Consider the following 26,591-nt stretch of genomic DNA (forward strand, 5'->3'; position numbering starts at 1 on the left):
CCAACATTTTACATTGAAAAAAAAGTTTTATTGCAAACCTGCTGCACGGTTGAAATAGATAGCAATATTTTTTTATATTTATCTTTTTCCGATAAAACGCTTCGGATCTTAATGATTTCTGGAAAAAGATTGATTATTTTACATGCACATTCACAACCTCCCCTAGTAGATATTTAGATACCTTGTATTGCTTGATTTATCCACAGTACTCAGATAAGTAGACACGCAACAGTTTATTACGACTATTTTTTATACCTCAGCTAAATAGATTTTTTTATTCTAGCAAAAGGGTTCTTAATGTCTGGCCACATAAGAAGCATGTCATCCTTAGGTTACACCGTCACCCTGTGTCTTTTCTGCATCTTTACTGCGAAAGGAAACAACCCGTATGTACCATCATCATCTGATCTCGTATTCATTGATCTGGAAAATATATCCACTTCCAAAATACGGATCCACGCCTCTGACGTCCATCATCCTTCGTGGGAATTCCGAACTGCGGGCTCCGCAACGTTTAAGGTAATCTTCTGGGCCGGTAGCGATACCGAGTTTATCCGGATTGACCGACCGCGCATGCCTTTTGGGGTATTTAGCCCATCGTCGGCCACTTTTTCCTTTAATTCCGCTGCCGGTTACCAGTTTGGCGAACCGGTCTACCTGAAAGGCGATACCTACCACGTGGTGGAAGTCCCGCGACATCTCCTGGAGATGCAGGAACTGGTTATTTCCATCCGTAAGGCCGGTCCGGAGCAGTTAACTGCCGCTCCGATGGTGGCTACCTGTCCGCCGCGGGATACGGTATGTGCCATCAGCGATACGACTTCCCTGAAAACCCAACTGGAATTTGAAGCGGCGGGTGGAATAATTGATTTTCCGGTAGGTCCCTGTACGATAAGTACCATTTTCTCAGCCGATGCAGTAGTGGATAACCCGCTGCTCTGTGAAACGGTAATCACGCGTACTTATACCGTGCTCAGTGACTGTGCCCCCCTTTCCTGCCTGCAGATCCTGGTCGTAAAAGATACCATCGATCCGGTATTCACCGCCCAGCCAATGGATCAGACTGTCGAGTGTAACGGGACCGGCCTGACCGCCCAGATCAATACCTGGCTGAGTAACAACGGTGGCGCTACGGCCACGGACGATTGCAGTAATTTCACCTGGTCTAATGATTTTGACGTAGCCAATTTCGTCAATACCTGCGGCCAGAACGGTTCCATCGATGTGACCTTTACAGCAACTGATTCCTGCGGTAATGCCAGCAGTGCGGTGGCGACTTTTACAATTGAAGATACGACGGCTCCCTCGCCGCCACCGGCGCCGAACAATACCACTTACCAGTGTTTTGAAGACGTACCCGCTCCCGGAAACCTGACGGCCTCCGACAATTGTGAGGGGACCATTACGGTTACCGGAGTAGATGATATAACAGTTGGCACCTGTATTAGTGAATTGACCATTGTCCGCACCTGGACTTTTACGGACGCCTGTATGAATGCTTCCAGCGTCTCGCAGACGATCACGGTCATGGATACGACCCCTCCCGAAACCCCGACACCTCCCGCTGACGTTACGGTTTCCTGCGAAGACGACGTACCCGCTATGGTCAATCTGACCGGTATGGACAATTGTGACGGAGAGCTCATCGTGCCGGCTTCGGACGTCATTAGCCCGGGCAACTGTGACAATCAGTACGTCATTACCCGTACCTGGACTTTCCTGGATGCCTGCGGCAATATGAGTGCCGTTTCCCAGACCATTACGGTCAATGACGATACGGCTCCGGTGGTACCGGCCGCCCCGGGGAACCTGATCCTTACCTGTGCCGATGAAGTACCGGCCGCAGTAGCTCTGACCGCCACCGATAACTGTGATGGAGACATTACCGTGAATCCGACGGAAGATTTTGACAACGGCCTGTGCCCGAATGAATATGTGCTGACCCGCACCTGGACCTTCACCGATGCCTGCGGCAATACGGACGAGGTTTCCCAGATAATCGTAGTCAATGACGATACCGATCCGGTGCTGCCCGATCCACCGGCCGATGTGACCGTATCCTGTGCGGATGAGGTACCCGCGCCCGTTAGCCTGACGGCGACCGATAGTTGCGACGGAGACATCACCGTTAATCCTACGGAGCAGACCAATACCGGTAATTGCCCCAATCAATATACTATTATCCGTACCTGGACTTTTGCGGACGGCTGCGGCAATGGCGGTAGTGTACAGCAGACCATTACGGTTGATGACCAAACAGCGCCCGTTGCGCCCAACTCACCGAACGATATAAGCGTTTCCTGTGATGCCGGCGTTCCCGCAGCGGTAGATCTGACCGCTACGGACAACTGTAACGGTGACATCACCCTTAGCCCGACGGAGCAGCTTACGCCGGGCAATTGTGCGAATGAATATACCCTGGTCCGCACCTGGACCTTCACCGATGCCTGCGGCAACACCAGTGCCGTCTCCCAGACCATTACCGTTAACGATCAGACGCCACCCGTGGCACCCAGCGCACCGGCCGATATTAACGCCTCCTGCGATGCCGAAATACCCGCAGCCGTGGACCTGACCGCTACCGATAACTGCGACGGAGACATCACCGTTAGCCCAACCGAGCAGATCAATACCGGTAATTGTGCCAACCAATACACCCTGGTCCGCACCTGGACGTTTACCGATGACTGCGGCAATACCAGTACCGTCTCTCAGACTATTACCGTTAACGATCAGACGGCGCCCGTGGCACCCAGCGCACCGGCCGATATTAACGCCTCCTGCGATGCCGAAGTACCCGCAGCCGTGGACCTGACCGCTACCGATAACTGCGACGGCGATATCACCGTTAGCCCAACCGAGCAGATCAATGCCGGTAATTGTGCCAACCAATACACCCTCGTTCGTACCTGGACGTTTACCGATGACTGCGGTAATACCAGTACCGTCTCTCAGACCATTAACGTTAGCGACAATACGGCGCCGGCCGCACCGGCTGCACCAGCAGATGTTGATGTTTCTTGCGACGCGGAAGTACCCGCAGCCGTGGACCTGACCGCTACCGATAACTGCGACGGAGATATCACCGTTAGTCCAACCGAGCAGATCACCGCCGGTAATTGTGCCAACCAATATACCCTCGTCCGCACCTGGACTTTCACCGATGACTGCGGTAATACCAGTACCGTCTCTCAAAACATTACCGTTAACGATCAGACGGCGCCCGTGGCACCGGCTGCACCAGCAGATGTTGATGTTTCCTGCGACGCCGAAGTACCCGCAGCCGTGGATCTGACCGCTACCGATAACTGCGACGGAGACATCACCGTTAGTCCAACCGAGCAGATCACCGCCGGTAATTGTGCCAACCAATATACCCTGGTACGCACCTGGACCTTTACCGATGACTGTGGTAATACCAGTACCGTCTCCCAGACCATTAACGTTAGCGACGATACGGCGCCGGCCGCACCGACACCACCGGCCAACGTCACCGTTTCCTGCTCCGCAGATGTACCTGCGGCCGTCAATCTCACGGCAACGGACAACTGCGACGGCGACATCATCGCCAGTCCCTCGGAGCAAACTAACCCGGGGAACTGCGCCAATCAATATACCCTGATCCGTACCTGGACCTTCACCGATGACTGCGGTAATGAAAGTTCCGTCTCCCAGACCATTACCGTCAACGATAATACGACGCCTACTTTTGATACCCCTCCGGCCGACCTCACCGTAGAATGCAATGGGATGGGTCTGACCAGTCAGATCAATAGCTGGCTGAATACTTTTGGCGGTGCAGTGGCCAGTGATAATTGCGGACAGGTGACGCTCAGTCATAATTTCAATGCGAACGCTTTCAGTACTGACTGTGGCAATGCCGGCTCGATCACGGTTACGTTCACCGCTACCGATGATTGTGGTAACAGCACCGACCAAACAGCCACCTTCACCATCGAAGACACAACCGCTCCCGAGCTGAGCTGTACCCAGGCCACCTACGATCTGGGTTGTAATCCCGACGATAATAATTCCGATGATATTCCCGATGACATCGACCCCATGGCTCTCATCGGATCAGATATCACGGCGACGGATATTTGTAATTCGACCAATATCACCTATACGCAGATCGACCAGGTACTGACCGGCTGCGATCGCAGCATCACTTACCGCTACGAAGCGACGGATGCCTGTGGGAATGTTTCCGCAAGTTGTGATGTGACTTTTACTTGGGTATACGACGTGACACCGCCGACGCTTGATATGGCGGCCATTGACCTGTTCATACAGCAGTGTCGACGCAATGAAAGTGCCATCGATACCCTCGAAACCTGGCTTGCTGATAACGGTGGGGCCCTGGCTACGGATAACTGCAGCGATATCACCTGGACCAACAGCATCACTACCCTGACCGGGACCTGTCAAAACGACATCGTCGATGAGATCATCTTCTACGCTTCAGATGCCTGCGGCAATACGGTTTCGGATACCGCCTTTTTCAATATCATAGACAATGAATCTCCGATCATCTCTTTTGAGAGCGGCAACCAGATCAAGGATACCATTACCATGTACGTGGAATGCGGAGACGATATTTCGGTAGAGGCGCTGGGCAATCCGGTACAGCAGGTGACCGATAACTGCGATGCCAATCCAGAATTGACCTACCAGGATTTCTACTACAACAACGGCGACTGTATTGCTTCTTTTGACAAAGAGACCAATATCAATGCCGGACAGGGGGTATACGTCGATCTGGAAGTAACGGAAGACAATGGTACTGCGGCCAGTCAGATCAATAATATTCTGATTGAATTCGAAGCCAACCAGGGTAAAGGTCGAGGCCAGTTCATCTTGATCTCTCCCACCGGCCAGGCCATCATCCTGATCGGCGTTTACTGCCAGGGGGGCGAATGTGATGACGCCGACCGGAACAGTATCGAACGCTATAAGGTACAGCTCTGGAACTGTGGACAGGGATATCCGGTATGGGGTAACAATGATTTCATCTTTACGGGTATCGGAAACTTCACACCGACCGGAGGTGTTCCGTCGACCACTACCCCGGTGGAATACAACGGCCAGCCAATCCCACCCGAGAACTATGTAGACTGTTTTGAAGATTTTACCGGAGATCTGTTCGGAACCTGGCAGATCTTTGCGGAAAAGCAAGCCAGTTCGAACGGTGAACTCAAGTTTCTGGGTGCCTGTATTCAGGCGGCTAGCTGTATCCCCAATGGAGGCGGTATTATTCGGAAATGGATCGCTACCGATGGTTGCGGCAACGTATCTACCGCTGATCAGTATATTTTGTACAATGACTTTACGCCTCCGACCATCACTTCCTGCGGTGCCCCGGTTACGGTAGAATGTCGCGCGGATATTCCCGCTCCGGATACCACTATTGTAATGGCGATCGACAACTGTGACGGTCCGGTCACTATTTCCCATGTCGGCGACGTATCCGATAATCAAACCTGCCCCGAGACCATTACCCGTACCTACCAGGTAGTAGACCAGTGCGGTAATCTGGTGACTTGTGACCAGATCATCACGGTGCACGATATCACGCCGCCGGTTTTGGACAATCCCCCAATGGATGTAACCGTAGAATGCCTGAGCGATCTGCCGGCCATGACGGATCTGGACTGGACGGATAACTGTAACGGAGCCGGCACCGTCACCGGTATGGACGTAATTGACGACCAGGACTGTCCGACCCTCGTTACCCGAACGTGGACTTACACCGATTCCTGCGGTAATACCTCGGACGCCATCCAGTTGATCAACATCGATGACACCACACCACCGGCAGTACCGGCTAATGACGGCAGTACCGTAAACTGCCCGGCTGATATAACCACACCCACCCCACCCGTGGTGACCGACAATTGCGGAGCGACCATCACCCCTACCGGACCGGTAGAAAGCGCCGATCTGGTCTGTGACGGCACCAAGACGTACACCTGGACGTATACGGATTGTGCCGGGAACGTCAGTGAATGGATCTACACCTATACCCTGGAGATCTTACCTCCGATCGCTCCGGACCCGACCTCCGAAACCGTTGATTGTTATGCGGACATTAGTCTGCCGACACCGCCCGATGTGCAGGATGCCTGCGGTACGGTCATCTCCATTACCGGGCCGGTAGAAGGTACCGTACCGGATTGCGAAGGAGATATTACGTACACCTGGACCTACGAAGATTGTAATGGCGTTATGGTGACCTATGTGCATACCGTGACCATCGATATTCCGCTGCCGACTGCTCCGGCCCCAACCGCCGAAACGGTCGACTGTTACGCGGATATCGTATTACCGACGCCACCCGATGTACCGGATGCCTGTGGTATCGATATGATGATCACCGGCCCCGTGGAAGGTAATGTACCCGATTGTGAAGGCGACGTGACCTATACCTGGACTTACACGGATTGTGTGGGTGAAACGGTCAATTATGTGCACACCGTAACTATTGACATTCCACTGCCGACTACTCCGGACCCAACCGCCGAAACGGTCGACTGTTACGCGGATATCAATCTGCCGACCCCACCCACCGTGCTGGACGCCTGCGGCGAAACCATGATCATGAGCGGTCCGGTAGAAGGCACCGTGCCTAACTGTGAAGGTGACATAACTTACACCTGGACTTATACCGATTGCACTGGCGCAGCCGTCGACTATGTGCACACTGTAACCATCGACATTCCACTACCGACCGCTCCGGCACCCACGACCGACCTGGTCGATTGCTATGCCGATATCGTACTGCCGACGCCACCCGATGTACCGGATGCCTGTGGCACCGATATGATGATCACCGGCCCCGTGGAAGGTACTGTTCCTACCTGCGAAGGTGAGGTTACGTACACCTGGACCTACACCGATTGTGCCGGCGAAACGGTCGAGTACGTACATACGGTGACCATCGACATCCCATTGCCAACCGCACCTGCACCAACCAGTGCTACCGTCGATTGTTATGCCGATATTGTACTACCGACGCCACCCGTTGTGCAGGACGCCTGCGGGACCGACATGATCATTACTGGCCCCGAAGAAGGCACTGTTCCTGCTTGTGAGGGCGATGTAACTTATACCTGGACCTACGAAGATTGTACCGGCGAAACCGTCGAGTACGTGCATACCGTGACCATCGATATTCCCGAACTGGTCGCACCCGACCCAACGGCCGAAACGGTGAATTGCTACGCCGATATCGTACTGCCAACGCCACCGGAATTGCTGGATGGATGCGGAACGACGGCCACGATCACCGGACCGGAGGAAAGTGCCGTGCCCAACTGCGAGGGGGACATCACCTACACCTGGACCTACGAGGATTGTACCGGCGCCACGGTTCAATACGTGCATACCGTAACCATCGATATTCCCCTGCCGACCGCTCCGGATCCAACCGCTGAAACGGTAGATTGCTACGACGATATCGTGCTGCCGGCACCGCCGGTGGTGCAGGATGCCTGCGGTACCGATATGACCGTCACCGGTCCGGCAGAAAGTGCCGTGCCTGATTGTGAGGGCGATGTGACCTATACCTGGACTTATGAAGATTGTACCGGCGCTACCGTCGATTATGTGCATACCGTGACCATCGATATTCCCGCACCCACGGCACCGGATCCAACCAGTGAAACCGTAAACTGTTACGCCGATATCGATCTGAGCCAGCTGAGTTTACCAACCGTTATGGATGCCTGTGGCACCGTACTTACGCCCACCGGACCAGTGGAAAGTACACCACCGGACTGTAATGGCGATGTCACTTATACCTGGACCTACGAGGACTGTACCGGCGCTACCGTCGATTATGTGCATACCGTGACGATTGACATTCCGGCACCGACCGCACCGGCACCGACCAGTGAAACCGTAAATTGTTATGCCGACATCGACCTCAATCAGTTGAATTTACCGACCGTTACGGATGCCTGCGGTACGGTACTGACACCTAGTGGCCCCATCGAAAGTACGCCTCCGGCCTGTAATGGCGATCTCACCTATACCTGGACGTACGAGGACTGTAATGGCCACACCGTCAATTACGTACACACCGTCACCATCGATATTCCACCGATAAGTTCCCCGGATCCAACGAGTGAGGCTGTAGACTGCTACGACGATATCGATCTGAGTCAGCTGACCTTACCCGTGGTCACGGATGCCTGCGGAACGGTGCTTACCCCCACCGGGCCGACGGAAAGTACACCACCGGATTGTAATGGAGATGTAGTTTATACCTGGACGTACGGTGATTGCAATGGCGCTTCTATTGAATATCAACATACGGTGACCATTATTATCCCATCTTTAACGGCACCCGCCCCGAGTTCGGAAACGGTCCAGTGTTATGCCGATATTGACCTGGGACAACTCACGCTACCGACCGTCACGGATGGCTGTGGCACCGTACTTACGCCCAGCGGACCGCTAGAAAGTACGCCTCCGGATTGCAATGGTGATGTGACCTACACCTGGACTTATGAGGATTGCACCGGTGCCACCGTCGAATATGTCCATACCGTAACCATCAATATCCCGGCACCAACTGCACCCGCTCCGACGACGGCAACGGTCGATTGCTACGACAATATTAACCTGCCGGATCCGCCGGTAGTCCAGGATGCCTGTGGTACCGATATGACCGTATCCGGGCCGGTAGAAGGAAGTGTTCCAGCCTGCGAGGGCGACGTAACTTACACCTGGACTTACGAGGATTGCAACGGAGCAACGGTCGACTATATCCATACCGTCACCATTGACATTCCGGAAACTGTGGCGCCCCAGCCGACTTCGATTACTGTAGACTGCTACGATGATATCGTACTACCAACGCCACCCAGCGTGCAGGATGGATGTGGGACAGCATTGACTGCGTCCGGCCCCGTAGAAGGCAACTTTCCGGACTGTGAAGGCGACATCACCTATACCTGGACCTACCAGGATTGTACCGGTGCCATGGTTGAATACGTGCATACTGTAACCATTGACATTCCAACTTTTACCGGTCCCGATGCGACTTCCGCTATGGTGAACTGCTACGATGACATTGTGTTGCCGACACCGCCCGCCGTGCAGGATGCCTGTGGAAATGACATTATTCCCAACGGACCGGTTGAGAGTATTATCCCAAGCTGTGAAGGTCAGGTGGTGTATACCTGGACCTATACGGACTGCGCCGGGAATAGCGCTGATTATGTACATACCGTGACGATTAACCTGGCACCCTTTACTGCTCCAACTCCTACCAGTGAGACCGTGGCTTGTTACGATGATATCGTGCTGCCGACACCACCCAGTATTCAGGATGTATGTGGAACGGATCTGATCCCCACCAATCCGGTCGAAAGCACGCCTCCGGATTGTGAAGGCGTTATTACCTATACCTGGACGTATACCGACTGTGGAGGTAATTCATTTGATTATGTCCATACGGTGACTATCGATATTGCGGCACCGACCGCACCGGCACCAACTACGGATATTGTGGACTGTTATGCCAATATCGTATTGCCAATGCCACCCGTAGTGCAGGATGCCTGCGGAAATGATATGACCGTCACCGGGCCGGTAGAAGGTACCGTACCCGACTGTGAGGGCGACATCACCTACACCTGGACCTACGAAGATTGTACCGGCGCAACTGTTGACTACGTGCATACGGTAACCATCGATATCCCCGATCCGGTGGCGCCCGCACCGACCACCGCAACCGTAGATTGTTACGATAATATCATGCTGCCGACGCCGCCCGATCTGCAGGATGGCTGCGGCGCTACGGCTTCCATTACAGGGCCTACGGAAAGCGCTACTCCGGATTGTGAAGGGGAGATCACTTTCACCTGGACGTACGAAGATTGTACCGGCGCAACTGTCGACTACGTGCATACTGTGACCATAGATATCCCCGCTCCAACCGCACCGGCACCAAGCACCGATGTCGTCGATTGCTACGCCAATATTGTGCTACCAACGCCGCCCGTTGTGCAGGACGCCTGTGGTACCGATATGACCGTCACCGGACCGCTGGAAGGTGCCGTACCCGACTGCGAAGGTGATGTGACCTATACCTGGACCTATACCGATTGTACTGGTGCAACCGTCGACTACGTGCATACCGTGACCATCGATATACCGGCTCCAACCGCACCGACACCAACTACAGACCTGGTCGATTGCTACGCCGATATCGTACTACCGACGCCACCCGTTGTGCAGGATGCCTGCGGAACTGATATGACCGTCACCGGGCCCGTAGAAGGCACCGTACCTAACTGCGAAGGGGAAGTCACCTACACCTGGACCTACGAAGATTGCACCGGCGCAACTGTCGATTACGTACACACTGTGACCATCGATATTCCGGCACCAACCGCCCCCGCTCCCACTACGGACCTGGTCGATTGCTACGCCGATCTTGTCCTACCGACACCGCCCGTTGTGCAGGACGCCTGTGGTACCGACATGACCGTAACCGGCCCGGTGGAAGGTACTGTGCCAACTTGCGAAGGTGACGTAACTTATACCTGGACTTACGAAGATTGCACCGGCGCTACCATTGATTATGTCCACACCGTGACAATTGACATCCCAGCGCCAACCGCACCCGCACCAACCACCGATGTGGTCGATTGCTATGCCAATATCGTGCTACCAACGCCACCCGTTGTGCAGGATGCCTGCGGAACCGATATGACCGTCACCGGACCGGTAGAAGGTACCGTGCCCGACTGTGAGGGCGAAGTGACTTACACCTGGACTTACGAAGATTGTACCGGCGCAACTGTCGATTACGTACACACCGTGACCATCGACATCCCTGTACCGGTAGCCCCCGCCCCGACCACTGCCACGGTCGACTGCTACGATAATATTACCCTGCCGGATCCGCCGGATCTGCAGGATGGTTGCGGCGCAGCCGTAACGATTACCGGGCCGGTAGAAGGTAGCGTACCCGATTGCGAGGGCGACGTTACCTACACCTGGACTTACGAGGATTGCACCGGCGCTACCGTCGATTATGTGCATACCGTAACCATCGATATTCCCGCACCAACCGCACCGGCTCCAACTACGGACCTCGTTCACTGCTACGCCAATATCGTACTGCCGACACCGCCCGTGGTGCAGGATGCCTGTGGTAACGATATGACCGTCACCGGGCCGGTGGAAGGTACTGTACCCGACTGCGAAGGTGATGTAACCTACACCTGGACCAATACCGATTGCACTGGCGCAACCGTCGACTACGTGCATACCGTGACTATCGACATCCCGGCACCAACCGCACCGACACCCACTACTGACCTGGTCGATTGCTACGCCAATATCGTACTACCGACGCCACCCGTTGTGCAGGACGCCTGTGGTACCGATATGACCGTCTCCGGACCGGTAGAAGGTACTGTGCCTAACTGTGAGGGTGAAGTCACCTACACCTGGACCTACGAAGATTGCACCGGCGCAACTGTTGATTACATCCATACCGTGACAATCGATATTCCCGCACCAACGGCACCGGCTCCAACTACCGACCTGGTCGATTGCTACGCCGATATTGTTTTGCCAACGCCACCTACGGTGCAGGATGCCTGTGGTACCGACATGAACGTCACCGGACCAGTGGAAGGCACCGTGCCTACTTGCGAAGGCGACGTAACTTATACCTGGACTTACGAAGATTGCACCGGCGCTACCGTTGATTATGTTCACACCGTGACGATTGACATCCCAGCGCCAACCGCACCCGCTCCAACCACCGATGTGGTCGATTGCTATGCCAATATCGTGCTGCCAGCGCCACCCGTAGTCCAGGATGCCTGCGGAACCGATTTGACCGTCTCCGGGCCGGTAGAAGGCACCGTACCCGACTGTGAAGGCGAAGTGACCTACACCTGGACTTACGCGGATTGTACCGGTGCTACCGTCGATTACGTACACACCGTAACCATCGACCTTCCTGCACCAGTAGCACCCGCCCCAACCACCGCAACGGTCGATTGCTACGATAATATCACCCTGCCGGATCCGCCGGATCTGCAGGATGGTTGTGGCGCAACCGTAACCATTACCGGACCGGTGGAAGGTACCGTGCCCGACTGTGAGGGTGAAGTTACCTATACCTGGACTTACGAGGATTGCACCGGCGCTACTGTCGATTATGTGCATACCATAACGATTGATATACCAGCACCAACCGCACCGGTACCGACTACAGATATGGTCGATTGCTACGCCAATATCGTACTGCCGACACCACCCGTGGTGCAGGATGCCTGCGGAACCGATATGACCGTCTCCGGACCGGTGGAAGGTACCGTACCCGACTGCGAAGGTGACGTAACCTATACCTGGACCTACGAGGATTGCACTGGCGCAACCGTCGAATACGTGCATACCGTGACCATCGACATCCCGGCACCAACCGCACCGACACCCACTACTGACCTGGTCGATTGCTACGCCGATATCGTATTACCAACGCCACCCGTTGTACAGGACGCTTGTGGTACCGATATGACCGTCACCGGGCCGGTAGAAGGTACTGTGCCTGATTGCGAAGGCGACGTAACCTACACCTGGACCTATACCGATTGCACCGGCGCAACCGTCGATTATGTGCATACCGTAACCATTGATATTCCGGCACCAACCGCACCCGATCCCACTACGGACCTGGTCGATTGCTACGCCGATATTGTTTTGCCAACGCCACCTATGGTGCAGGATGCCTGTGGTACCGATATGACCGTCACCGGGCCCGTAGAAGGCACCGTGCCAACTTGCGAAGGTGACGTAACTTATACCTGGACCTACGCGGATTGCACCGGCGCTACTGTTGATTATGTCCACACCGTGACGATTGACATCCCAGCGCCAACTGCACCCGATCCAACCACTGATGTAGTCGATTGCTACGCCAATATCGTGCTGCCAACACCGCCCGTTGTGCAGGATGCCTGCGGAACCGATATGACCGTCACCGGACCGGCGGAAGGAACTGTGCCCGAGTGTGAAGGCGAAGTGACCTACACCTGGACTTACGAAGATTGTACCGGCGCTACCGTCGATTACGTACACACCGTGACCATTGATATTCCGGCGCCAACCGCACCCGCCCCGACCACCGCCACGGTCGATTGCTACGACAATATTACCCTGCCGGATCCGCCGGATCTGCAGGATGGTTGCGGCGCAGCCGTAACGATTACCGGTCCGGTAGAAGGTAGCGTACCCGATTGCGAAGGCGAAGTCACCTACACCTGGACTTACGAGGATTGCACCGGCGCAACCGTCGATTATGTGCACACCGTAACCATCGATATTCCGGCACCAACCGCACCGGCACCAACTACCGATGTAATCGACTGCTACGCCAATATCGTGCTGCCGACACCACCCGTTTTGCAGGATGCCTGCGGTACCGATATGACCGTCTCCGGACCGGTAGAAGGTACCGTACCCGACTGCGAAGGCGACGTAATCTACACCTGGACCTATACCGATTGTACCGGCGCAACCGTTGATTACGTTCATACCGTGACTATCGATATCCCGGCACCAACGGCCCCAGCACCAACTATGGACCTCGTCGATTGCTACGCCGATATTGGTCTACCGACACCGCCCGTTGTGCAGGACGCCTGTGGTACCGATATGACCGTCTCCGGGCCGGTAGAAGGTACCGTGCCCGACTGTGAGGGCGACATTACCTACACCTGGACTTACGAAGATTGTACCGGAGCAACCGTTGATTATGTGCATACAGTAACCATTGATATCCCCGCGCCAACCGCACCCACTCCCACTACGGACTTGGTTGATTGCTACGCCGATATCGTACTGCCGACGCCGCCCGTTGTGCAGGACGCATGCGGAACCGATATGACCATCACCGGGCCAGTAGAAGGCACTGTGCCTACTTGCGAAGGCGAAGTCACCTACACCTGGACTTACGAAGATTGTACGGGCGCTACCATCGATTATGTGCATACCGTAACCATCGATATCCCACTGCCAACCGCACCTGAACCAACGACCGACGTCGTTGACTGCTACGCCAATATCGTGCTGCCAACGCCACCCGTTGTGCAGGATGCCTGCGGAACCGATATGACCGTCACCGGACCGGTGGAAGGTACCGTGCCCGACTGTGAGGGCGAAGTGACCTACACCTGGACCTACGAAGATTGTACCGGCGCAACCGTCGATTACGTACACACCGTAACCATCGACATTCCGGCACCGGTAGCCCCCGCCCCGACCACCGCAACGGTCGACTGCTACGATAATATTACCCTGCCGGATCCACCGGATCTGCAGGATGGTTGCGGCGCAGCCGTAACGATTACCGGACCGGTAGAAGGTACCGTGCCCGACTGCGAGGGTGAAGTCACCTATACCTGGACTTACGAGGATTGCACCGGCGCAACCGTCGATTATGTGCATACCGTGACTATCGATATTCCCGCGCCAACCGCACCGGCACCGACTACAGATATGGTCGATTGCTACGCTAATATCGTGCTGCCGACGCCACCTGTTGTACAGGATGCCTGCGGTACCAATATGACCGTCTCCGGGCCGGTGGAAGGTACTGTGCCTGATTGCGAAGGCGACGTAACCTACATCTGGACCTATATCGATTGCACCGGCGCAACCGTTGATTACGTGCATACCGTGACTATCGACATCCCGGCACCAACGGCCCCAGTACCCACTACGGACTTGGTCGATTGCTACGCAGATATCGTACTGCCGACGCCGCCCGTTGTGCAGGATGCCTGCGGAAATGATATGACCGTCACCGGGCCCGTAGAAGGCACTGTTCCTGCTTGTGAGGGCGATGTGACTTACACCTGGACCTACGAAGATTGTACCGGCTCAACTATCGATTACGTACACACGGTAACCATCGATATTCCGGCGCCAACCGCCCCCGCTCCCACTACGGACCTGGTCGATTGCTATGCCGATATCGTTCTGCCGACACCACCCGTTGTGCAGGATGCTTGTGGAACCGATATGACCGTCACCGGGCCGGTAGAAGGCACTGTGCCTACTTGCGAAGGTGAAGTGACCTACACCTGGACCTACGCGGATTGTACCGGCGCAGCCGTTGATTACGTACACACCGTAACCATCGATATCCCGGCACCAACCGCGCCGGCACCGACTACCGATATCGTCGATTGCTACGCCAATATCGTGCTACCAACACCGCCCGTGGTGCAGGATGCCTGCGGAACGGATATGACCGTCACCGGGCCGGTAGAAGGTACCGTGCCCGACTGTGAAGGCGAAGTGACCTACACCTGGACTTACGCGGATTGTACCGGCGCTACCGTCGATTACGTACACACTGTAACCATCGACATTCCCGCACCGGTAGCTCCCGTCCCGACCACCGCAACGGTCGATTGCTACGATAATATCACCCTGCCGGATCCACCGGATCTGCAGGATGGTTGTGGTGCAGCGGTAACCATTACCGGACCGGTGGAAGGTACTGTACCCGAGTGTGAGGGCGAAGTGACCTACACCTGGACTTACGAGGATTGCACCGGCGCAACAGTCAATTATGTGCATACCGTGACTATCGATATTCCGGCACCAACTGCACCGGCACCAACTACGGACCTGGTCGATTGCTACGCCAATATCGTACTGCCGACGCCGCCCGTGGTGCAGGATGCCTGTGGAACCGAGATGGCAGTCTCCGGGCCGGTGGAAGGTACTGTGCCTGATTGCGAAGGCGACGTAACCTACATCTGGACCTATATCGATTGCACCGGTGCAACCGTTGATTACGTGCATACCGTGACTATCGACATCCCAGCACCAACCGCACCAGCACCAACTACGGACCTGGTTGATTGCTACGCTGATATTATGCTGCCGACGCCACCCGTTGTGCAGGACGCTTGTGGTACCGATATGACTGTTACCGGGCCGGTAGAAGGTACCGTGCCCGACTGTGAGGGCGACATTACCTACACCTGGACTTATGAGGATTGCACCGGCGCTACCGTCGACTATGTGCATACGGTAACCATTGATATCCCCGCACCAACCGCACCCGCTCCGACTACGGATCTGGTCGATTGCTACGCCGATATCGTATTGCCGACTCCACCCACGGTGCAGGATGCCTGTGGTAACGATATGACCGTCACCGGGCCGGTAGAAGGAACTGTGCCTACCTGCGAAGGCGACGTAACTTATACCTGGACCTACGCGGATTGTACCGGCGCTACAGTCGAATACGTCCATACTGTGACCATCGATATTCCCGCACCAACCGCACCTGCACCGACTACCGATGTGGTCGATTGCTACGCCAATATCGTACTGCCAACACCACCCGTGGTGCAGGACGCCTGCGGAACAGATATGACCGTCACCGGGCCGGTAGAAGGTACCGTGCCCGACTGTGAAGGCGAAGTAACTTATACCTGGACCTACGAAGATTGTACCGGCGCTACTGTCGATTACGTACACACCGTAACCATCAACATTCCCGCACCGGTAGCTCCCGTCCCGACCACCGCAACGGTCGACTGCTACGATAATATCACCCTGCCGGATCCACCGGATCTGCAGGATGGTTGTGGTGCAGCGGTAACGATTACCGGTCCGGTGGAAGGTGCCGTGCCCGATTGCGAGGGTGACGTCACCTATACCTGGACTTACGAGGATTGCACCGGCGCAACCGTCGATTATGTACATACCGTAACCATCGATATTCCCGCGCCAACCGCACCAGCTACAACTACGGACCTGATCGATTGCTACGATAATATTGTGCTCCCGACGCCACCCACGGTACAGGATGCCTGTGGCACCGATATGACCGTCACAGGACCGGTGGAAGGTACTGTGCCTGATTGCGAAGGCGACGTGACCTACACCTGGACCTACGAGGATTGTACCGGTGCTACCGTAGATTACGTGCATACTGTGACTATCGATATCCCAGCACCAACGGCCCCAGCACCAACTACGGACCTCGTCGATTGCTACGCCGATATTGTCCTACCGACACCGCCCGTTGTGCAGGACGCCTGTGGTACCGATATGACCGTCTCCGGACCGGTAGAAGGTACCGTGCCCGACTGTGAGGGCGACATTACCTACACCTGGACTTATGAGGATTGCACCGGCGCTACCGTCGACTATGTGCATACGGTAACCATTGATATCCCCGCACCAACCGCACCCGCTCCGACTACGGATCTGGTCGATTGCTATGCTGATATCATATTGCCAACGCCACCCACGGTGCAGGATGCCTGTGGTACCGACATGACCGTAACCGGCCCGGTGGAAGGTACTGTGCCAACTTGCGAAGGTGAAGTGACCTACACCTGGACCTACGAAGATTGCACCGGCGCAACCGTTGATTATGTCCACACCGTAACCATCGACATTCCGGCACCAACCGCACCGGCACCAACTACCGATGTGGTCGACTGCTACGCCAATATCGTATTACCAACGCCACCCGTTGTGCAGGATGCCTGCGGAACCGATATGACCGTCACCGGGCCGGTAGAAGGTACCGTGCCTGAGTGTGAGGGCGAAGTGACCTACACCTGGACCTACGAAGATTGTACCGGCGCAACCGTCGATTACGTACACACCGTAACCATCGACATTCCGGCACCGGTAGCCCCCGCCCCGACCACCGCAACGGTCGACTGTTACGATAATATCACCCTGCCGGATCCGCCGGATCTGCAGGATGGTTGTGGTGCAGCCGTAACGATTACCGGTCCGGTGGAAGGTAGCGTACCCGACTGTGAGGGTGAAGTCACCTACACCTGGACTTATGAAGATTGCACTGGCGCTACCGTCGATTATGTGCATACCATAACGATTGATATACCCGCACCAACTGCACCGGTACCGACTACAGATATGTTCGATTGCTACGCCAATATCGTACTGCCAACACCGCCCGTTGTGCAGGATGCCTGTGGTACCGATATGGCCGTCTCCGGGCCGGTGGAAGGTACCGTGCCTGATTGTGAGGGCGAAGTGACTTACACCTGGACTTACGAGGATTGTACCGGCGCTACTGTCGACTATGTGCACACCGTGACCATCGATATTCCTGCGCCAACCGCACCGGCACCAACCACCGATGTCGTTGATTGCTACGCCAATATCGTATTACCGACGCCACCCGTTGTGCAGGACGCCTGCGGCACCGATATGACCGTTACCGGGCCGGTAGAAGGTACCGTGCCTGAGTGTGAAGGCGAAGTGACCTACACCTGGACTTACGAAGATTGTACCGGCGCTACCGTCGATTACGTGCATACGGTAACGGTAGATATTCCGCTTTTCACTGATCCGCTTGACCAGGATTCCACAGTCAACTGTATCGCCGATGCGGTAGAACCGATACCACCGACGGTAACCGATGCCTGCGGCAATGAGATCGTACCGAGTGGTCCGATCGTTAGTGATCCTACGGACTGTGAAGGTGGTATCACTTACACTTATAACTACACCGATTGCGCGGGTAACTCCCAGGATTGGGTGTACACCTATAATATCGTGATTCCGGTTTTTGAGGATCCAATCGACCAGGATAGTACTGTGAACTGTATTGCCGAGGTAGTAGCGCCCACCCCGCCCACCGTTATGGATGCCTGTGGCAATATCCTGGTTCCGTCCGATCCGGTGATCAGTCCCGCTCCGGAATGTGAAGGGCCGATGACCTACACCTATACTTTTACCGACTGCGCCGGAAATATGCAGGATTGGGTATTCACTTACAACATCGACATCCTGCCGTTCGAAGATCCCGTCGATCAGGATTCCACCATCAATTGTGTGGCGGATGCCATTGTGCCGACCCCGCCGGTAGTGACCGATAATTGCGGTAATCCGCTGATGCCATTCGGTCCGGCGATCAGCCCGGCTCCGGAATGTGAAGGGCCGATAACCTACACTTATACTTTTACCGATTGTGCCGGAAACACCCAGGATTGGGTATTCACTTACAACATCGACATCCTGCCGTTTGAAGATCCGATCGATCAGGATTCCACCATCAATTGTTTGGCCGAGGCCATTGTGCCGACCCCGCCGGTGGTGACCGACAACTGCGGTAATCCACTGATGCCATTCGGTCCGGCGATCAGCCCGGTTCCGGAATGTGAAGGCCCGATAACCTATACGTATACCTTTACCGACTGCGCCGGAAATACCCAGGATTGGATATTCACCTACAACATCGATATCCTGCCGTTTGAAGATCCCATCGATCAGGATTCCACCGTTAATTGTGTGGCCGAGGCCGTTGCTCCTACCCCACCGGTGGTGACCGATAATTGCGGCGATCCGCTAACGCCATCCGATCCGGTGATCAGCGCTGCTCCCGACTGTGAAGGGCCAATGACCTATACGTATACCTTTGTCGATTGTGCCGGGAATACCCAGGATTGGGTGTACACCTACCATATCGATATCCTGCCATTCAACGATCCGATCGACCAAGATTCCACCGTCAACTGTATTGCCGATGCCGTAGAACCCGTACCACCGGTCGTGACGGACGCCTGTGGCAATGATATCGTACCGAGCGGACCGATCGTGAGCGATCCGACCGATTGCGAAGGCGGCCTAACTTATACCTATAACTACACGGATTGCGCCGGAAATAGTCAGGACTGGATCTACACGTACAATATCATGATCCCGCCATTTGATGATCCGATCGATCAGGATTCCACCATCAACTGTGTCGCGGATGCGGTGGTGCCTACCCCACCCACTATCGTGGATGCCTGCGGTAACGAGATCATTCCAAGCGGACCGATCGTCAGTGACCCGGCAGATTGCGAAGGCGGGATCACCTATACTTACAATTATACCGATTGTGCCGGCAATACGCAGGATTGGATCTTTACCTATAATGTGGTCATTCCACCCTTTGCCGATCCTGTTGACCAGGACACCACGGTAAATTGTATCGCAGCTGTGGTCGATCCAACACCGCCGGAGGTTTCCGATGCCTGTGGCAATGTGCTGGTGCCCTCCGATCCGGTGATCAGTCCGGCACCCGAGTGCGAAGGTTCCGTTACCTATACGTACATTTTCACCGATTGTGCCGGAAATACCCAGGATTGGGTCTATACCTACAATATCGACATCCTGCCGTTCGAAGATCCCATCGATCAGGATTCCACCATCAATTGTGTGGCCGATGCCATTGTGCCTGCCCCGCCGGTGGTGACCGATAATTGCGGCAATCCACTGATGCCGTTCGGTCCGGCGATTAGCCCGGCTCCGGAATGTGAAGGCCCGATAACCTATACGTATACCTTTACCGATTGTGCCGGAAATATGCAGGATTGGGTATTCACTTATAATATCGATATCCTGCCGTTTGAAGACCCGATCGATCAGGATTCCACCATCAATTGTGCGGCCGATGCCATTGTGCCGACCCCGCCGGTGGTGACCGATAACTGCGGTAATCCACTGATGCCATTCGGTCCGGCGATCAGCCCGGCTCCAGATTGTGAAGGTCCGATAACCTATACGTATACCTTTACCGATTGTGCCGGAAATATGCAGGATTGGGTATTCACTTACAACATCGATATCCTGCCGTTCGAAGATCCCATCGATCAGGATTCAACCGTAAACTGTGTAGCAGAAGCCATAGCGCCGACCCCACCTACGGTGACCGATAATTGCGGTAATCCGCTAACGCCATCCGATCCGGTGATCAGCCCGGCTCCGGATTGTGAAGGACCGATGACCTATACCTATACCTTCACCGATTGTGCCGGAAATATGCAGGATTGGATATTCACTTACAACATCGACATCCTGCCGTTCGAAGATCCCATCGATCAGGATTCCACCGTCAACTGTATTGCCGATGCGGTCGAACCCGTACCACCAACCGTCGTGGATGCCTGTGGAAATGAACTGATCCCCAGCGGACCGGTCGTGAGCGACCCGACTGATTGTGAGGGCGGGATTACTTATACCTATAATTATGCCGATTGCGCCGGAAATACGCAGGATTGGATCTTTACTTACAATATTCTGATACCGGCCTTCGAAGACCCCATCGATCAGGATTCGACCATTAATTGCGTCGCCGATGCTCTGGAACCGACGCCACCGACCATAGTGGATGCCTGCGGTAATGAGATCATCCCAGACGGACCGCTGGTCAGTGATCCATCCGATTGTGAAGGCGGCATCACTTATACCTATAACTATACCGACTGTGCCGGCAATACCCAGGACTGGATCTTTACCTACAATGTGGTGATTCCACCCTTTGCGGACCCCATCGATCAGGATTCGACCATCAATTGCGTGGCGGATGCGGTGGTGCCGATGCCCCCAACCGTTGTAGATGCCTGCGGTGCGGATATTGTGCCCAGCGGGCCGGTGATCAGTGAACCGGTGGATTGCGAAGGACCGATCACCTATACCTATAATTATACCGATTGTGCCGGCAATACCCAAGACTGGATCTTTACCTACAATATTGAAATCCTACCGTTTGCCGATCCTGTAGATCAGGATTCAACCATCAATTGCGTGGCCGATGCTATTGTGCCGACCCCGCCGGTGGTGACCGATAATTGCGGTAATCCACTGATGCCATTCGGTCCGGCGATCAGCCCGGCTCCGGATTGTGAAGGCCCGATAACCTATACGTATACCTTTACCGATTGTGCCGGAAATATGCAGGATTGGGTATTCACTTACAACATCGATATCCTGCCGTTTGCCGATCCCATCGATCAGGATTCGACTGTCAATTGTATTGCGGAAGCCCTCGAACCGATACCACCGGTAGTAATCGATGCCTGCGGTGATGAGATCATCCCGAGCGGACCGATCGTTAGCGATGCTCCCGAATGTAACGGCACGATTACTTATACCTACAATTATGCCGATTGTGCCGGCAATACTCAGGACTGGGTCTTTACCTATACCATTGTAACGCCACTTTTCGAGGATCCGGTCGATCAGGATACTACCGTTAGCTGCGTTGCCGATATCATGGTACCGGTACCCCCGACCGTGACGGATGCCTGCGGGAACGAATTGGTGCCGGTTGGTCCGCAGATCGATCAGGCTCCCGCCTGTAATGGCACCGTGACCTACACCTGGACTTACACGGACTGTGCCGGGAATACCCAGGATTGGGCCTATACCTACACCCTGAATGACGATGAGCCTCCGGTCCTTACCTGTCCGCAGGATCTCACGGCCGTTTGTATGGCCGACGAGCAGGCTCCTTACACCTCCTTCACCGAATTTACAAATGCCGGCGGAAGCGCTACGGATAATTGTGGAATAGACTCTACCAGTTTCCAGCTTATTTTTGAAGAGGTATCGGCCGAAAGCTGCCCGCAGATCGTCACGCGTACCTATCAGATCGCCGATCTGTGTGCCAACACCGCAACCTGTATCCAAACCATTACGGTGGATGATACCATAGCTCCGGAGTTTGAAGATGCACCCGAGCCTATTACGGTGGAATGTATCGATGCCATCCCACCGATGCCCGAATTGACGTGGACCGATAATTGTGGCGGCACCGGTACGGTACTCGGGGAAGACGTCAGTGATGGCAACAGCAACCCGGAAACCATTACCCGGACCTGGACCTACACCGATGACTGTGGTAATACCAGTGCTGTATCCCAGGTGATCACCGTAGAGCAACTACCGGTAAATATCGATCCGCTTGGCCCGCTTTGTATTAATCAGGGCATCCAGCAACTGATCGTCAATCGCCCCGGAGGTGTTTGGAGCGGTCCGGTAAATGCCAATGGACAGTTCAACCCATCGATTGGCCCGGGAATCTTTGACATCATCTACACCCTGACGAATGCCGACGGTTGTGTGGTGAATGATCAGATCTCCGTGTTGGTACTGGAACCGGGCCGGGAAGTGGTATCCAGCGAATTGTGTGCAGGGGACAGTCTGGAGATCAATGGTAAGACCTACTCCAGTTCGGGCACCTTCATCGACACCATATTCGGAGCTTCCTTTAACGGATGTGATTCGATCATCACGATCGACCTCATTATGCTGGAAAGCGCTTCCGGTGCAATGAGCGAATCCATCTGCGAAGGGGAAACGTTCAACTTCAACGGCATGCTCCTCGATACGACCGGCATCTATATGGATACACTGGTAGCGGCCAACGGTTGTGATAGTGTGGTCACCCTCGATCTCACCGTACTGCCGGTATTCGAGACGACGCTCACCGAATCAATCTGTGCCGGAGAAAGCTTCGATTTCAACGGACAGTTAATCGATACTTCCGGTACCTATCTCGATACCTTAACCGCCGTCAATGGCTGTGACAGTGTCATTACCCTGGAGCTTACCCTCCTGCCGTTAGCCGAAACGACCCTTACCGAATCAATTTGCGAAGGCGAGTCATTTGATTTCAACGGCTTACTGGTCGACACCACCGGTATCTACCTGGACACCCTGACGGCCGCCAACGGCTGTGACAGCATCGTCACGCTCGACCTTACGGTGTTGCCCGTATTTGAGACTAATATTAGTGGTACCATCTGCGAAGGCGACAGTTTCACTTTCAACGGCGTACCGTTTAATACCACCGGTATCTACGTAGATACCCTGACCGCCGCTAACGGTTGTGACAGTGTGGTAACCCTCGACCTGCTGGTATTAGAGATCCTCAGTGATTCAACCACCATTGAGATCTGTCGGGGAGACAGCATCCAGTGGAACGGCGTTTTCCTGAGTACCGCCGGTGTTTACACGGATACCCTGACCGCCGCGAACGGTTGTGACAGTTTGAGTACCCTGACCCTGATCACGAAGAGAAGGGCGTTCAGTAGCGCGTCCATGGAGATCTGCGCGGGAGACAGTATCCAGTGGAACGGCGTTTTCCTGGATGCCAGCGGCACCTATGCCGATACGCTGGTTGCGGCCAATGGTTGTGACAGCATCCTGGTTCTGGACCTGCTGGTGAAAGAGGTATACCGGGACACCAGTTACCTCGAACTCTGCGAGGGTGACAGCATTCAGTGGAATGGAAATTTCCTGAGCGAAACGGGAACTTATATCAACAGCCTGACCGCCAGCAACGGTTGCGATAGTATCCAGGTGTTTGAGCTCCTGGTGAAAGAGACCTCTATCGACAGCACCGCACTGGAAATTTGTCAGGGCGACAGCATCCAATGGAACGGTACTTTCCTGAGTACTACGGGAATCTACAGTGATACGCTGACCAGATCGAATGGTTGTGACAGTATCCTGGTATTAGACCTGCTCGTTAAGGAACTATTCCAGGATACCACCGTCGCCGAAGTGTGTTTCGGGGATAGCATCCAATGGAACGGTACTTTCTTCGATGCGACCGGACTTTACGCAGATACTTTGACCGCAGCGAATGGTTGCGACAGCGTCATCGTACTTGACCTGCTCGTCAAAGAACTGTTCCAGGATACTACCATCGCCGAAGTTTGCTTCGGAGATAGCATCCAGTGGAACGGTACTTTCTTCGATGCAACCGGGCTGTACGCTGATACCTTGACTGCCGCGAACGGTTGCGACAGCGTCATCGTACTAGACCTGCTTGTCAAAGAGCTATTCCAGGATACCACCATCGCCGAAATTTGCTTCGGAGATAGCATTCAGTGGAATGGTACTTTCTTCGATGCGACCGGACTTTACGCTGATACCTTGACTGCAGCAAATGGTTGCGACAGCGTCATTGTACTTGACCTGCTCGTCAAAGAACTGTTCCAGGATACCACCGTCGCCGAAGTCTGCTTCGGGGATAGTATCCAATGGAACGGTACTTTCTTCGATGCAACCGGACTCTACTCCGATACATTAACTGCTGTAAATGGTTGCGACAGCGTCATTGTACTCGACCTGCTCGTAAAGGAACTATTCCAGGATACCACTATCGCCGAAGTCTGCTTCGGAGATAGCATCCAGTGGAATGGTACTTTCTTCAATGCAACCGGGCTGTACGCTGATACCTTAACTGCCGTAAATGGTTGCGACAGCGTCATTGTCCTTGACCTGCTCGTTAAGGAATTGTTCCAGGATACCACCATTGCCGAAGTTTGCTTCGGAGATAGCATCATGTGGAACGGTAATTTCTTCGATGCAACCGGACTCTACGCTGACACCTTAACTGCCGCGAACGGTTGCGACAGCGTCATCGTACTTGACCTGCTCGTTAAGGAACTGTTCCAGGATACCACCGTGGCCGAAGTGTGTTTTGGAGATAGCATTCAGTGGAATGGTACTTTCTTCGATGCGACCGGGCTGTACGCTGACACGCTTACCGCTTCGAACGGTTGTGATAGCGTCATCGTACTCGACCTGCTTGTTAAAGAACTGTTCCAGGATACTACTATGGCCGAAGTGTGTTTCGGGGATAGCATCCAGTGGAACGGTACTTTCTTCGATGCAACCGGACTCTACGCTGATACTTTGACTGCCGCGAACGGTTGCGACAGTGTCATCGTACTTGACCTGCTCGTTAAGGAACTGTTCCAGGATACCACTTTCGCCGAAGTCTGCTTCGGAGATAGCATCATGTGGAACGGGACATTCTTTGATACGACCGGCATTTACATTGATACTCTCTCTGCTGCCAATGGCTGCGATAGTGTCATTGTACTCGATCTATTTGTCAAAGAGATCTTCCAGCATACTACTTTAGCCGAGATCTGTTTTGGAGACAGTCTGTTATGGAACAATTCATTCTTCGATACCACTGGCATTTATATCGATACGCTCACTGCTTCGAATGGCTGTGATAGTGTTGTTGTGCTGGATCTACATGTTCAGGAACTCTTCCAGGATACCACCATCGCCGAAGTGTGTTTCGGAGATAGCATTCAGTGGAATGGGGCCTTCTTCGATGCTACCGGACTGTACATCGACACCCTCACTGCCGCTAACGGCTGTGATAGCGTCATCGTACTCGATCTGTTCGTGAAAGAGATTTTCCAGGATACCACTGTGGCCGAGATCTGCTTCGGCGATAGCCTCCAGTGGAACAATGGCTTCTTTGATACCACCGGCGTTTACCTGGATACCCTGACGGCAGCTAACGGTTGCGATAGCATCATCGTGCTTGACCTGCTCGTGAAGGACCTCTTCCAGGATACGACCATTGCTGAAGTCTGCTTCGGAGATAGTATCCAATGGAACGGGGCCTTCTTCGACACCACCGGTATTTACATCGATACCCTGATGGCCGCCAATGGTTGTGATAGCGTCATCATACTGGATCTGTTTGTCAAAGAGATCTTCCAGGATACCACCTTGGCGGAGATCTGCTTCGGAGATAGCCTGCAATGGAATAATGCTTTCTTCGATACTACCGGCGTTTATCTGGATACGCTGACGGCCGTCAACGGTTGTGACAGTATCATCGTGCTCGATCTGCTCGTTAAAGACCTCTTCCAGGATACCACCATCGCTGAAGTTTGCTTCGGAGACAGTATTATGTGGAACGGAGCTTTCTTTGACACCACCGGCATTTACATCGATACCCTAACGGCCGC

Annotated in this window: 1 protein-coding gene; it reads left to right on the plus strand. The window is 54.4% G+C overall.

Annotated features, from left to right (window positions below):
• Window positions 1–318 precede the first annotated feature (318 nt).
• On the plus strand, window positions 319–26,591 hold a 26,273-nt coding region (locus tag CRP01_RS36725), incomplete at its 3' end, for an HYR-like domain-containing protein (protein WP_143473705.1).

The organism is Flavilitoribacter nigricans DSM 23189 = NBRC 102662 (genome assembly GCF_002646595.1).
GTDB lineage: Bacteria > Bacteroidota > Bacteroidia > Chitinophagales > Saprospiraceae > Flavilitoribacter > Flavilitoribacter nigricans.